The organism is Methanocella conradii HZ254, from assembly GCF_000251105.1.
GTDB lineage: Archaea > Halobacteriota > Methanocellia > Methanocellales > Methanocellaceae > Methanocella > Methanocella conradii.
The window spans coordinates 2,326,828-2,340,489 of sequence record NC_017034.1 but is presented as its reverse complement, the minus strand read 5'-3'; the positions used below and the strand labels follow the sequence as shown (position 1 = coordinate 2,340,489).

The window sequence follows — 13,662 nt, the reverse complement described above, 5'->3', positions numbered from 1 at the left end:
ATGGAAAAGATAACCTTAACCCCCAATGGCGAGAAGTACCTCGTCCTCGAGGCAGAGGTCATCAGCCCCGACGTTTTCGCCGGCAAGACCCTGGACGAGATCAAGGCCCTAAAAGTATGGGAGGGTAACACCACCTGGCCTTTAGGGAAGTTCTTCGACATCTCCGGCACAGTCGCCGCCAGGGCGGAGGACCAGGCCATAGTCATCAACGGGAGCGTCCCGAGGGTCAAGTACATCGGAGCCAAGATGACGGCTGGCGCTATCCTCTGTAAGGGCGACGTGGACATGTACTGCGGCGCCTGGATGAAGGGCGGCAGCATCATCGTCAAGGGCAACGCAGACGCCTTCGCGGGCATCCAGATGGAGGGCGGAAAGCTCGTCATCGAGGGCAACGCAGGCAACTACCTGGGAGCCTCGTATAGGGGCGACTGGCGTGGCATGAAGGGCGGCGAAATCGTCGTTAACGGCAACGCCGGCTGCGACATCGGCGAGTACATGATGGGCGGCACGATCACCGTCAAGGGTAACGTGGACATAAACGCTGGCATCCACGCCGGCAGGGCGCTTGGCCCCAAGGACCCTGGCGGAAAGATCGTCATCTACGGCGATTCCCCAGGCCGGGTTGGCGCCCAGATGATCCGCGGCACCATTTACGTTCTCGGCAAGATCGAGACCATGATGCCCGGCTTTGCCCTAAAGACGACACAGGAAGTCGAATTTGACGGCAAGGCAACTCCCTTTAAGGTCTACCAGGGCGACCGTGCAGAGGCCGGAAAAGGCACCCTTTACGTAAAGGCTTGAGAAAAAGATTATATAAGAATATGAACATCTCCTCCTGGAGATGTTCAAACCTATTTATTCATCATTACAGGTTGGGAGCACGCTGTCGATGCCCTGGTATAAAGCGATTATAAGTTCTGCCGAGTCCACTACGCGATACCTGATGGATAACTATCCCGGGGTCGTGTTCCGCGTGGTCGGCCAGGAAGAAAAAAATGGTGTCATCTTTCGAGTATCAGAATTTTTAAAGGACGGCAAGGTCATAGTCCATTCAACGGTGGAGATGCCGGTCGATAAGAATCCCCCGGAATTCATAGACGAGATACGCGCTCAAAAGAAGCCTATCGGCGATATTCTGAAGCAGAACGGCTACGTGGTGGAGCGCCGCATCACCGACCATGATACGGTGTTCAAGGAATACGTCATGGTGGGCGACGTTTTCATCAAGATAAAAGAGCTCTACTATGACATGTAGATTTTACGGCGTAAATAGCGGCCGTTCGATTTTTTCTTGCTTTGCTGATTTATCCTTCGGGCTCTAGATATTCTTTTGATGCCTGAAATATTGCTGCAGGTATGCCTGGATAGCCTTAAAAAGGTGGACGAGGCCTTTGATATCGCCGAAAGGTCTGGCTACGATGGCATCGAGCTGGACTGCTCGGCTCTAAATGTGGACCTTGATACCCTGTTCATCCGCTCCGTGGACTATAATATGCCTATAAGGAGCATTGTAGCCCCGACCCTTACCTTTAGGAGGCCTCTTCATTACCTTCTCCATGGCGACGTCGAGGCCCATTCTGCCATCCATATCTTTAAGCCTCGTAGCATCATCTTTAAGGTTCCTAACTCGCCATTTTTGCGTGACGTTTCATGTTTCCTTTTCAGGGATAGGCTGAATTATTTTAAAGGCTTATATGGTGGCTCTTCTATTTGCATAGAGAATGGCGCCCCAGCGGGTAGCCTTAAGGTGCCGCCAGTAATGGACATAAAGCGGGTCAGAGACCTCGCATACGATATGGACGTGTTCATTAATTTTGACGTGGCAAACTGTGCGGCGAGCGGCTTTGATATTTTGCAGGCGTATGACATGCTCGCCCCTCGCGTTAAAGGCGTTCACATTAGCGATCATCGAAGCCCTGGATCGAGCCACCTGGTGCCGGGCGATGGACACCTGCCGCTCGGTGCCCTCCTATCCAGGATGAAGTCCAATAGATATGACGGCACCTTTAGCATTGAGCTCGACCGGCAGGAGCTAGCAGGCCTGGATAGCGGCGACCTCATGGTACTCTACAAAGAGCTTATAGGCTACGTCAAGAGCTATTTTTAAATAAAAAATGGCTATTTTGATATCTTTTCAAGCGCCTCGACGACGCCCTTCAGCTTCGCCTCGGGTATGCCCACGATTAGCTCGTCGTCGGCTATCTTAGCGTACTTTCGTGAGCCGTCGCACCCAAACGTGGCGTTCATCTCCCCGGTGTTGTAGGGCTGGGCCACCGCATCGCCACACAGGGATTGTATGCCCGCAAAGCTCACGACGTTGCGTCCGCCCTTCTCATATATGTTTGACTGCCCTATCCTCAGTATTTGCTTCGGGTTGCCTATCACTACCACCACGTCGGGCTTGAAGCTCGCCTTCTCGAGCGGCGCGTACATGGAGGCTATGAAGTGCTTGCCCGTCCTGGGAACGGCGTCCATGGTCTTCTTGGCTGACTCAAGAGTCTTAAACCTGCCCAGCCCAAAGTAGAACTCCCCCGTCTTTATCTTTTCGGGCGTCTCCGCCACGCCCAGCGCTCCAGCCCCTCCAGCGCAGGCGTGCTGCTCCTTTGTGGCATAGAACACGTCGCCATGCCGCGCCTTCTGCACCATCTCGCAGTGCCTGAGCTTCTCCTTTAGCTCAGCCACCCCCGCAGGTATCTCGCCCCGCTGGGCGACCAATTTGACCGCCACGGGGGACCCCTTCAAGCCCAATAGCGTTTTTAGCCTAGATGACAGCTCCTCATAACTTGCCATAACGATCATCTTAACAATGTTAATCTTAATTACTTAAAACCTTTCTAATCGCTATAGAACCACAGAGGCCACAGAGAGAATATTCACCACAGAGGTTCACAAAGGACACAGAGAGAATATTCACCACAGAGGTTCACAAAGGACACAGAGAGAATATTCACCACAGAGGTTCACAGAGGCTTTTTATTACTCAAGGGGGCTTCGCCCCCTGAGGGACCCTCCTTTCTACCTATTAAATGAGATTCTTTTTTATTATGTGTCCTCCATTTATCATATCATAGTATATCAAATGATTGACCTATTAATTGAGGGGGTCTCCGAGGGGGGCGGCTAGCTCCCCCCTTAGGAAATAAAAATCCTCTGTGTCCTTTGTGAACCTCTGTGGTTCATATCCCCCTCTGTGGCCTCTGTGGTGAGCTCAGAACCAGGCCGATAGCGTCTTTTGCTTGCCGGTCTCTACGACCGCCTTCTCCAGCCTTTCGACCACCTTCTCCACCCGGTCCTGGGAGAAGCTATGCTCGTCACACAAGAAGTGCTTGATCTTCGCGGGCTCTGGCCGGCCCCATGCTATATGGTAATCATCGGTGACGGGCGGGTGCAGGAAGAACTCCTTTATCTCCTCATAATTCTCGATGGTCTGCTCTAATTCGCCGAAGACCTCCTGCATGTTTTTATGTTTCTTGACGAGCTTAAGGGCAGTCTTCGGGCCTACCTTGTAAATCCCAGGGTTAAAGTCCGTGCCCACGAGGATGCCAATATCTATGAGCTGCTCCCTTGTGATGTCTAGCGTTTCAAGCGTTTCCTTTAGCTCTACGATTTCGGGCTTCACGTCGACGTAGATGTTCCTCCTGGGCACCTTGCGGCGGCCCGTTATGGTCACATTCCGAACCATGCGCGGCGCGCCAAACAGCAAAGAATCATAGTCCTGAGAGCCTACATAGTCGGCGGCGCCCTTAGAGACCATGCAGGATGCCTGCGCCTCGCCCTCGGATGGGGCGACAATGAATGGTATACCCATATAGCCAAGCAGCGTCTTCGAGTCCTCTATTATCTGGGCATTTATGCTCGTCGCGGCCTGGGCATACTTGTACGCCTCTGCGCTGCCCTCCTCAACCGCTGCCTCATACATCTGCCTGGCCGCCTCCCTGACCTCGGCCCTCGCCTTAATCGTCTCAGCCTTAAGGAGCGGAGGCTTACCATCGAATACGAACACGGGCTTGATGCCCAGCTCAATCAGGTTCGTCACCCTATATATTATACCCGACAAATGCGATGTGACCTGCCCCTTTTCATCAACGAGCGGGGTCCCGTCAGGCTGCCGTATTATGCTCAAAAACTGGTACAGCGTGTTAAATGCGTCTATGGCTATTATCTTGCCGCTCAGCTCCTTCAGCTCAATCTCATGCTTTGGCGCCAGGTCGGTCAGGTCGACTCCCATCTACGATTTCTCCACTGTCTACTATATGCTAGAGGTTTATAAATTGTAGCTCTCTCATTCAATGGCGTAAGGAAATTGTTTATAAACTCGAAGCAGAACTACGGCTGAGTATCAGGTGAACCATGGTGCCGAAGCTTCAAGCGGTTAGCTACAAGCAGAAAGGAACAAAATGGATAAACCTGCTAAACGAATAATAAATAATATATTATTTCCTGTCGAAGAATGGGCTCTTGCCCGATACGCTCAGCGGTATCCCGTAGGCCTCCTTGACCTGGTCATCCTCGAATAGTTTCAGGTTTAGCGCCGCCCTGCCTATGGAGAACATGATGCGGTTATCTATGTGGTGGAGAGCCGCAACAGCGGCGGCGGAGCAGGCGGCAATGCCCAAGTCGCCCATGCTAATGGCGCAGACTCCCGTGTTTTTGATATTTTCAGTACAGTCCGCAAACCCGCAATAGCCGCACTGCGGGACGTATGCGGGCAGTGGGCGCTGGCCAAGCAGGACGACGGCCTGCGACTTATCCACGCAGTCCGCATCCCTGACGAAAAAGCCTATATTATGCTCCTCCGCAACCCTCCTCATTTCCCTGGCCAGCCTGTCCTTATCTGCGCCAGTAACTACAAGTGTCACCAGGTTATCAACGCCCTTAGCCTTCGGGGCCGTCCTGGCCGCAGCGCACATGAGCGCCGCCACCTCCTCGATGGCCCTCTGCTCCATGTCCTTGCCCTTAGCTATCATCAGCTTTCCTCTGCTCTACTATAGTACGTCATACCATTAATGGTTACGATTACCTCAATTCACCTTATTGAAGTTACACAATTTTTATAAGGCAATTCCAGTATACGGATAAATCGTGGCATTACCATTGATTGTCGGGCCGCTTTACATGCTGGCCACGATGGCGATCGTGGCCATATTGTTCTATATGAAGAAGATGAGCGGACGCATAGCTACGCTCGTCCTCGTCGCCTCTCTGGCTGTGGCCGGATTCCTGCAGTGGGGCTTCCTTGATACCACGATTTACCTCCACCAGGTGCTTTATGGCATCATAAATGGGGGCATCAACCCGCAGCAGGCATTCAAGGTTGTATTGATACTGGCCTCCTCTCTCATAGTTGGACGGCTATTCTGTGGCTATATCTGCCCCATCGGCGCTGCGCAGGAGCTGGCCTCAAAGGCCATTAAAAGGCAAATTCACATAGATGTAAAGCTATCCGAAAAGGTAAGGGCCACATTTTTCCTAGCATTTATGGCAGGCGGAGTGGGCCTCGCATCCTTAGCCCACTTTAACCCATTTAGCCTTGTCTCATCCTGGCTATTCACCTTCAAGCTCCTGGCCCTGATAGCCATTGTAGCTTCCTCCCTTTTCATATACCGCCCCTGGTGCACCCTGCTCTGCCCCTTCGGGCTCTTGATGAGCCTCTCCTCCAGGCTGAGCCTCTTCAGGCTAAATCGAAACGAAAAATGTATAGACTGCGGAGCATGCGTGAAAAAGTGCCCCACATGCCAGCCCTATAGAGGCAGCGCCATGTCCGAATGCTACTGGTGCGCCAGGTGCCTCAAGGCGTGCAGGCACAACGCCATCGATTTCGCCACAAGATGGCAGGTCATTTAGCCTTCTCGAAGGAGTCCTTGGAGGCCCCACACACCGGGCAGACCCAGCCTGCCGGCAAATCCTCAAAAGCCGTCCCTGGCGGTACGCCGCCGTCGGGGTTATATATAGCCACAAAGCATGCATACCCGCTTATCCATACAGACTACTCCCTTATGCCTTTTACCTCATAGCCCAGGCTTTCTATGGCTTTAGCCATATCATCAACCTTAACCAGGTCGGGGTCATAGGATACCTTTGCCTTGCCCGTGGTAAAAAGCACGTCCGCGCCCTTAACGCCTTTAAGCCTTTTAAGGGCCTCCGCGATCGCTGAAGCACAATGGCTACAATGCATGCCCTCAATTATAAGCGTGACTTTCTTCTCAGCCATAAATGATGATATAGGGCCAACAGCCAATATAGCTTATTCTCATGACTACGGCCAAAACCGTAGCTAACGGGGCTAAAAATGATGCTTTTTCAATGAGCCAGGATATAAATGGCCATAAAAACCCATATTTTCCCGAGTTATTGGCATTAAGGTATTACTATTTGCAGGAGTTTTGTTTAATTATGAAGAGGGTAGTGGACATTCGATACGTCTTGCCAGCAATGCTTTTGATATTACTTCTGTGCAGCGGCCTGGCGGCAGCGCAAAGCGTTTACTCGGCAAGCGATAATGGCAAGACTATAACGATGAGGGCGGGAGACACGTTCAGGGTAAGGCTCGACGAGAATCCCACGACAGGGTATTCGTGGAACCTCACCGTGGGGAGCGGCCTGCAGGTTGTGGGCGACAGGTATACGCCGAACGCTACGGGCTTAATCGGCAGCGGCGGCCATCACGAATGGACTATAATGGCGGTCAGGATGGGCACGTATAAAATATCCGGAGTCTATAAGCGGCCACGGGAGCCGTTAACGGGCAGCGAGAGGCGCTTTGAGATGACCGTTAAGGTCATCGGGGAGCCCGCGGTGCCCTCTAACTTTACCTTCCCATCGTTCGGGCCCATTTTTGGCCTCATGCCCAGGAACTTTTCAATGCTGCTTAACATGAGCGACCTGTTCGGTCATCTCCCCCGATTCTTAGGCCAGTAAAAGTGGGGGCTCAAAAGCCCCCACGTATTTTATCCAAGTATTGCCTTCAGGTCCTGGTCGGGCGTGGTTATGGGCATTATGTTAAACTTCTTGGCCAGGTAGTCGAGGACAGCGGGCGAGATGAAGGCGGGCATGCTCGGGCCGAGGCGGATGTCCCTGACTCCCAGGTAGAGCAGCGAGAGGAGTATTGCGACCGCTTTTTGCTCGTACCAGGAGAGGACCATCGAGAGGGGCAGGTCGTTAACCCCCACCTTGAACGCGTCAGCTAGAGCCATCGCTATCTTCACTGCCGAGTAGGCGTCGTTACACTGCCCAACGTCAAGCAAGCGTGGAATGCCGCCAATATCGCCAAGCTCCTTGTCGAAGAACCTGAACTTGCCGCAGGCGAGGGTCAGCACTATGCAGTCCTTAGGCACCTTCTCCACGAACTCGGAGTAGTAGTTACGCCCCGGTTTTGCCCCGTCGCAGCCGGCCACCAGGAAGAACCGCCTGACCTTTCCGGCTTTCACCGCTTCAATGATGGTGGGAGCAACTCCAAGGACGGCGTTCCTTGCGAACCCGACCATGACCGACTTGCCCTCGACGTCACGGTCAAAGCCAGGCATCTCAAGGGCTTTCTGGATGACCGGCCCGAAATCATAGCCCTCAATATGAGTAACTCCAGGCCATCCTACCGGCCCTGTCGTGAATATGCTATTCCGGTACGACTCCCTTGGCCTCTGTATACAGTTCGTCGTCATGAGGATGGGGCCTGGAAAGGCAGGGAACTCTTTCGTCTGGTTCTGCCACGCGGTCCCGTAGTGCCCGTAGAAGTGCTTATACTTCTTAAGGCCAGGGTACCCGTGGGCTGGAAGCATCTCGCCATGCGTGTAGACATAAATGCCTTTCCCCTCCGTCTGCTTTAGCAACTCCTCTAAATCCTTCAGGTCGTGGCCCGATACCAGTATGGCCTTGCCCTTCTTCGCCCCCAGAGGGACTTTTGTGGGCACGGAGTGGCCATAAGTGGTAGTATTCCCGGCGTCGAGGAGCTCCATGACCCTTATATTTATTTCTCCACACTTCATGGCGAGGCCTATCCAGTCGTTCAGGCCGAGGCCTTTATCCTGCATGGCAGCGAGGCCTTCATGTATGAAGGCGTAAACATTATCGTCCTCATGGCCAAGCGTCCGGGCATGGTCAGCGTATGCCGCCACCCCCTTTATTCCGAAAAGCGTGATGTGCTGGAGCGACCTCACGTCGGGGTTTAAAGACGTATCGGATAGCAGGCCGACCTTCGTCCCCTGCTCGATGAGTCCATCGATGCCCTTCGCCGGCTGGTATGTGGCCGGGCCATCGCCATACTCGGCCTTGCCTCCAGCAGCTTTCACCTTTTCCTTTAGCCTCTCCCGTAGCTCGACGCACCTGTTGATTAGCTCCGGGAACCTGCCCGCATCGAAGTTTACGTTGGTGCCCGTCGTGAAGAGCGCCCTTATCGTAAAGGCATTTACGCCATCGTCTACTATGCCGAGCCTGCGGCCCTCTACGGCCACCTCTGACAGTCCTCTCAGGGCGTAAATGAGCAAGTCCTGGAGTGCGGCCACGTTTGCGTCCTTCCCGCATACCCCGGCCTTCGTGCAGCCCTTCCCGTTCGCCGTCTGTTCGCATTGGTAGCAAAACATCCTGTTTGTCGTCATCACATTACCTCACATATTATGTTCGTATATATGCGTACTGATTATAAATATATGCTGGTCACTTAACAACAGCTAACATATAGCTTAGTTCGCAATAAACGAACAGTTCGTAAAATGCGAACTTATTTATACCTCTAGTGCGGGATATTGTGCTAATGCGCGGGCAAGTCGAGATCTACTCAACTAAAAAGGGCATGATAGCCATCGAGAGCCCCATAAAGAATAAGATATTACAGAAGCTTTCGGAGCGTGAGCTTACCTTTGAGGAGCTCATCGAGGTGTGCGAAAAGGCCAGGTCGACCATGTCGGTCCACCTCAATGACCTTTTGAGCATGGGGCTTGTGTATAAGAGAGTCGATGCCAGGGACCGGCGCAAGAAGTACTTCGGGCTGAACACGGACCTTCTGGTAAGCTCTAAGGTGCCCGTGGCCACCCATTACGAGAAAATCTTACAATCCATCCCGGGCACGGTTGGCGACAAGTACGGCTTTTTAAAGTCCTTATTTCACCTGGTACGCTCCGGCATGGAGTCCTATGGGGTCGATACTAGCCCGGCCATGAAGAAGATTGGCCGAGACGTCGGGAAAACTCTTGCGCCCTTCTTTAAGGCCCGTACGGCTGACGCTCTCTTAAAGGAAGTCTCGGAGTTCTGGGAGGCCCAGGGCCTCGGTAAGGTAATGATATTAAAAAGCGACGTGCCCACCATCATCGTAGACGACTGCTTCGATTGCAGCACTATGCCCAACATAGGGCGCACCCAGTGCTCCCTGGATGAGGGCATCCTAGAAGCGATAATCGAGGAAAAATTAAAGGTTAAGTGCTCCGTCGAGGAGACCGAGTGCTATGGTACGGGCTTCCACCACTGCAAGTTCATAATAAAAATATTCAAATAATTTTTATGTCTCAGCCCTGCGCTTTCCTCGAAAGATAGGGGATATCAGCTCGCTGGCAAAGCCTCCTAGCATCGAGATGAGAGCAAGCACCAGGGAGACCACCATAAAAAATGCCAGAGTACTCGAAAGCCGCGATAATGCGGAGGCCATAAGGGCAGTATCGCCCAGGACCAGCGGCGAGAGCAGGCTATAGGCGAGCCATACCAGGATCCCCGCTACGAAGCCCGCAGGAGCCGAGTACGCTATGCTTGAGACGAGGCCCGTCTTGCCAGCGGCATCCGGCCTCTTAGCGAGAAAGTCCGCAACAAAACCTGAGATGATCGCCCCAGCGATAAACAATAAAATAACCAGTAACCCATAAAGCAACGCCCCCGGACCCATATCGTATTGTCCCCCGAATTGCTGGATAAGCCCCTGGCGCTGCACCTCAAACACGCTCAAGATGAGATAAAACCCCGCAGAGATTATGGCCGCCCCAATAATGCCGGCGACTAGCACCCTAACAAGTGTTGAGTATACGTTCTTTTCCATACTTTTACTTCCTCTCTTAAAAAATAATATAACTTTTAATCCTTTATGTATTTTACTACTCCCAATTCACGCTTTGAAGTCTCATATCGATAGTTATATCTTTAATTACATTAACAAATAATTTTATGAATAAAAAGATGTTGTTTATCACTTTAACAATTGTATTAGTAGTTATCATAGTAATATGTGCGTATTATATACAGCAGAGCGCTACTTCACCCGATTATATACAACAAAAATACCCTACACTAAAAAATGGAACGTACCTTAACCTTAGAGGGGGGGAGAAGACTAGAATGTATTTGATTGATTCTTATGTACGATATGGTAACTATGAAAAAGATGTTATGGGCCCCCCTGGGACCTATTTAGCTAAAAAAGGAGATGCATGCGTCATACTTAATGGAACGATAAGAAATGATTACAATACGGATATTTACATAGGCCTGACTGCGGAAATTTATAACGCAAGTGGCCAGAAGGTTGGATCTGTCATTAATATTAATAATACAAATATGCCCGGAGCTCCATTTATAACTATTTTTACAAAGAGCAAAAGCGTGGAGTCCTTTGAGATATACATAAAATACGATAAAGCCGATATTTCAGGCTATGATATTTTTGTCGCTTTTGAGCCATCGGCGACAGCTCCGCCCTGAAAAAAAAAATTCTCAGTAACTCGACATTACGCAGGTAATTTTTAGATTTTTTTATTCACCAATACAGATTGGTCGATGTATGCCGATTATATCCATTGGATCAGATCATAATCGATTATTGCTGGTTACAAATTGTTTGCAATACGAGTGGTCACGTCTTTAACAATTATCCTCATGGTATTTTAACTTAAAACCAGCATGTTTCAATAGAATCGATAATCAATTACTTCCATCCTCCATATGATAATGCAATAATTGATCAATATAACAATGAATTATTAAATTATTTATAAATGACAAACATATAGCCAGTTATGTGAATTATCAATAAATCAAAAACCTAAATATTTACGTGTGGAATGTCGACTGAATTATTGATATTATATATTAAAGAACACAAAAAATAAGATATAATTTTTAAGAAATTTTACTTATCTCTACGCTAGAATATCAGCTCATCCATTGCATACTCACCACTTCCGGAATAAGAAAGAACCATGAAATATAGCGTACCTGAACCAGAAGCTGGGCCTGCAATCTCTTGTGCATTACCTGAATATCCGACAGCATCATAGTTACTAGTAGTTGGTTGCGAATTCCATTTAGTATATAGGTCAAAATCATTACCGTCTGGACCTGAGTTAAACGCATATCCTTTCCTGAACCCTGTAACGCTATATGTCACTGTGCTACCTGTACCGGAAAGGGTGCCAGTTTTCACGCCGCTATCGACGTTTGGCGTACCAGAAATCACCCAACTTTTCCAGTTACCACTGCCGTTATAAGAATAAACCATTATATACAGCGTTCCCGAACCGCTCGTCACGAAATATTCTAAAGAATTAATGGATGTTCCTCTCGCATCATAGTTGCTTGTCGTAGGTGGAGAACCCCATCTAGCGTATAGATCAAAATCCGCGTTCTCGTTGCCAGTCATGACGACTGTAACGCTAGAATAACCCGAAACAGAATAGGTACTCGACATCCCTGAACCAGAGAGATAACCGCTCTGGCTCGTTATTAAATCTCCTGGATTCGGATATTCCGATTTATGTTCTGTATAAATGTAGTTATTACCATCTGTGTAAGCGTTTACTTCGACGTATGGTTGATCGGAATCAAATCCATTAAAGTAAAAAATCTGATTGGGCGAATAAAAATTTGATCCTACCCTTGTCGAAGTATCTTTTATGTTCGTATACATGTGGAACCAATTGCTATATGTATCATAATATAGTTCCGTTGACCCTGTATAATGGGATATATATGTGCTGTAAGTGCTGTCGAGATAACTATTGTAACTCCACATCCCAGTTCCCGGTGTCTCTCAGCCAAACCTGGTAACTGTGGTCGTATGCATTTAAAATGATATAATATTCTACGGGGGCATATACATTGCTAAAACTTGGCATTGTAATATTTTGTAACCACGTCCAATTATCATAAAGTGCGACCCAGACTGCTTTTTGCCCAGAAGGGCGCTGGTCGGATATTATTTCAATAACATCGCCGCCATCATGATTATTTAAATATATCTCTCGCTCATGGTAACTCGTGAAGGTTTGCCCGGCATTATAAATAGTATTAGGGTCTATCATACCATATAATAGATCTGGATGCTGATTTCTATCTCTTCTAAAAAACCAGGCTCTTTCTTGTGTAAGGCTACTGGTTGACTGTTGGGTAACCGGCGAGCTGATCGTAGCAGACGAGACTGTAATAAATTTACTTTCCTGTCCGTTTACCTGTCTGTTATCTTTATTTAAATCGTAGCCCGAGGATATTTTCGTAACGTCTAACCTATTCCTAACTTCAAACTAACCTATTCCTAACTTCAAAATTATTGTGAATAGATGCGCTCTGCTGCGCCATGATTTCAGTTTGATCTTTTAAAATTTTTTCTTTTCCCTCCCTCTTCAGGGTCTCAGCTGGTACCTGCAAGGGTCCATATGGCGTGTCAATCGTAACTGAGTCAACGACGGGTAACTTTTCAATCAAAGGCGTAATCAATCCTTTTTCTTTACTATCCTTGTTTGCTACAATCGTTATATTATCCCTATCTTTTATGACCATGTCTTTTCTTACTGTCACATTGCCATAGCCAGGTAAATTCACCGTAACCATCGCAGGTTCTAGGCCTTGTACACCATTTGCACTTATTCCCGTAAGCGACAAATCGTTGTCTTTATGTAATTCTTCGTAACCAGTGGTCGATATGAGGTCCGTTGCCGGCTTGTTTGCAGCATTCGACGCAATCGCCGGGTAAGCCGTCCATGCAAGTAGCATCAATAATATAACAATGGCAGTTTTTATATTGTTCTTTATCATCAATTACCACCTTGATTCTTTCTTTCGAAGGATACGGCATACCTTTTGTCCTTGAGCAACAAAATGCTCTTATCGAGGAGGCTGCGCTCAGGCCGTATCCAAAACGCTTGCAAAAGAAGCAATTATTCTTTTAGTATTTATTAGTATAGCAATATAAATTATACTGGTAGTATAATTTAGTCCCTTGGTATAATTCGTTGAGTTAGCTTAAAAATTGAGCCTCAACTTTCCTTTTTTATTGTTTAACTTCTACTGCCATTTTCTGATAGTATTCGAATAAGTCTTCTCCCCATTTTATGGCCGATGGCTCGAAGCTAATCAGGCTGGTCGTAAAATCGAATTCTCCATTTCTTTTATAAAGTGAAAAAGTCGTAAAAGCATCAGTAACGATAAAAGCGATTCTAGCCTCTTTTATGGTATATAGCCTGGCATTTTCGAGGCTTAAAAACGCTCGCAGCTCCTTCGAATAATCCTTTTTAATTATTTCAAGGATTGGCTCTGTTATTATAAGCGAGACAGGCGTTTTTATCTGCGCCATTGACGTGAAAAATTGAGGGTAAGATGAATCGAATATTGGCGATATACCTCTAATCGACTTTGAACTTGAAATGTTATCAAATAATACTCTATGGGTTTTTAGGACATCAACCATGTCATTTT

Annotated in this window: 16 protein-coding genes and 1 pseudogene; 7 read left to right on the top strand and 10 right to left on the bottom strand. The window is 48.7% G+C overall.

Translation table 11 applies throughout. The features are described from left to right. The 3 genes from MTC_RS12310 (at window position 1) to MTC_RS12300 (ending at window position 2,107) form a co-directional block, all read left to right on the top strand. A complete protein-coding gene (locus tag MTC_RS12310; RefSeq protein ID WP_014407024.1) occupies window positions 1–801 on the top strand; it encodes a formylmethanofuran dehydrogenase subunit C in 801 nt (266 codons plus the stop codon). A 40-nt stretch (window positions 802–841) separates the two neighbouring features. Further along, window positions 842–1,255, top strand: a complete 414-nt coding sequence (locus MTC_RS12305; RefSeq protein ID WP_048189429.1) for a hypothetical protein — start codon at window positions 842–844, stop codon at window positions 1,253–1,255. Between the two features lie 78 nt (window positions 1,256–1,333). Then, window positions 1,334–2,107, top strand: coding sequence for a sugar phosphate isomerase/epimerase family protein (locus MTC_RS12300; protein ID WP_014407023.1), 774 nt, complete (start codon window positions 1,334–1,336; stop codon window positions 2,105–2,107). Between the two features lie 11 nt (window positions 2,108–2,118). Here the strand turns inward: MTC_RS12300 and MTC_RS12295 are convergent, their stop codons facing one another. The 3 genes from MTC_RS12295 to MTC_RS12285 all read right to left on the bottom strand — a co-directional run bounded on the left by MTC_RS12295 (window position 2,119) and on the right by MTC_RS12285 (window position 4,967). Further along, complete coding sequence (locus tag MTC_RS12295) at window positions 2,119–2,799, bottom strand: DUF169 domain-containing protein (protein ID WP_014407022.1); 681 nt, start codon at window positions 2,797–2,799, stop codon at window positions 2,119–2,121. 409 nt (window positions 2,800–3,208) lie between these two features. Further along, window positions 3,209–4,228, bottom strand: a complete 1,020-nt coding sequence (gene fen / locus MTC_RS12290) for a flap endonuclease-1 (RefSeq protein ID WP_014407021.1) — start codon at window positions 4,226–4,228, stop codon at window positions 3,209–3,211. A gap of 205 nt (window positions 4,229–4,433) precedes the next feature. Continuing rightward, a complete protein-coding gene (locus tag MTC_RS12285) occupies window positions 4,434–4,967 on the bottom strand; it encodes a ferredoxin domain-containing protein (protein ID WP_014407020.1) in 534 nt (177 codons plus the stop codon). A 115-nt stretch (window positions 4,968–5,082) separates the two neighbouring features. On the opposite strand from MTC_RS12285, the gene MTC_RS12280 reads away from it, so the two are divergent. Continuing rightward, the gene (locus MTC_RS12280; protein WP_014407019.1) at window positions 5,083–5,844 is read left to right on the top strand and encodes a 4Fe-4S binding protein; all 762 of its coding nucleotides are present in this window, start codon (window positions 5,083–5,085) and stop codon (window positions 5,842–5,844) included. Here the strand turns inward: MTC_RS12280 and MTC_RS12950 are convergent. Beyond that, window positions 5,837–5,981 (bottom strand): annotated as a pseudogene (locus MTC_RS12950) (rubredoxin). The gene MTC_RS12280 and the pseudogene MTC_RS12950 overlap by 8 nt on opposite strands. Window positions 5,982–5,986: 5 nt before the next feature. After that, window positions 5,987–6,211, bottom strand: coding sequence for a heavy-metal-associated domain-containing protein (locus MTC_RS12275; protein ID WP_014407018.1), 225 nt, complete (start codon window positions 6,209–6,211; stop codon window positions 5,987–5,989). A 182-nt stretch (window positions 6,212–6,393) separates the two neighbouring features. On the opposite strand from MTC_RS12275, the gene MTC_RS12730 reads away from it, so the two are divergent. Continuing rightward, entirely contained in the window at window positions 6,394–6,918 is a 525-nt protein-coding gene (locus tag MTC_RS12730) for a protease inhibitor I42 family protein (RefSeq protein ID WP_158308526.1), read from the top strand. Window positions 6,919–6,947: 29 nt separating this feature from the next. On the opposite strand, the gene hcp is transcribed toward MTC_RS12730, so the two are convergent. Further along, window positions 6,948–8,576: a hydroxylamine reductase gene (gene hcp, locus MTC_RS12265; protein WP_048189684.1), complete on the bottom strand. Its 1,629-nt coding sequence runs from the start codon at window positions 8,574–8,576 to the stop codon at window positions 6,948–6,950. 170 nt (window positions 8,577–8,746) lie between these two features. On the opposite strand from hcp, the gene MTC_RS12260 reads away from it, so the two are divergent. Continuing rightward, window positions 8,747–9,484 carry a V4R domain-containing protein gene (locus MTC_RS12260; RefSeq protein ID WP_014407015.1) on the top strand — a complete coding sequence of 246 codons (738 nt, stop codon included), beginning with the start codon at window positions 8,747–8,749 and terminating at the stop codon, window positions 9,482–9,484. Between the two features lie 3 nt (window positions 9,485–9,487). Here the strand turns inward: MTC_RS12260 and MTC_RS12255 are convergent, their stop codons facing one another. Then, window positions 9,488–10,015, bottom strand: coding sequence for a hypothetical protein (locus tag MTC_RS12255; protein ID WP_014407014.1), 528 nt, complete (start codon window positions 10,013–10,015; stop codon window positions 9,488–9,490). A 125-nt stretch (window positions 10,016–10,140) separates the two neighbouring features. On the opposite strand from MTC_RS12255, the gene MTC_RS13220 reads away from it, so the two are divergent. After that, window positions 10,141–10,674, top strand: a complete 534-nt coding sequence (locus MTC_RS13220) for a hypothetical protein (protein ID WP_014407013.1) — start codon at window positions 10,141–10,143, stop codon at window positions 10,672–10,674. Between the two features lie 442 nt (window positions 10,675–11,116). Here the strand turns inward: MTC_RS13220 and MTC_RS13215 are convergent, their stop codons facing one another. The 3 genes from MTC_RS13215 to MTC_RS12725 all read right to left on the bottom strand — a co-directional run bounded on the left by MTC_RS13215 (window position 11,117) and on the right by MTC_RS12725 (window position 13,654). Beyond that, the gene (locus MTC_RS13215) at window positions 11,117–11,878 is read right to left on the bottom strand and encodes a hypothetical protein (protein WP_143767157.1); all 762 of its coding nucleotides are present in this window, start codon (window positions 11,876–11,878) and stop codon (window positions 11,117–11,119) included. Window positions 11,879–12,486: 608 nt separating this feature from the next. Further along, window positions 12,487–13,002: a hypothetical protein gene (locus tag MTC_RS12235; protein ID WP_014407012.1), complete on the bottom strand. Its 516-nt coding sequence runs from the start codon at window positions 13,000–13,002 to the stop codon at window positions 12,487–12,489. Between the two features lie 235 nt (window positions 13,003–13,237). Then, complete coding sequence (locus tag MTC_RS12725) at window positions 13,238–13,654, bottom strand: helix-turn-helix transcriptional regulator (protein ID WP_081476834.1); 417 nt, start codon at window positions 13,652–13,654, stop codon at window positions 13,238–13,240. Between the last annotated feature and the right edge of the window lie 8 nt (window positions 13,655–13,662).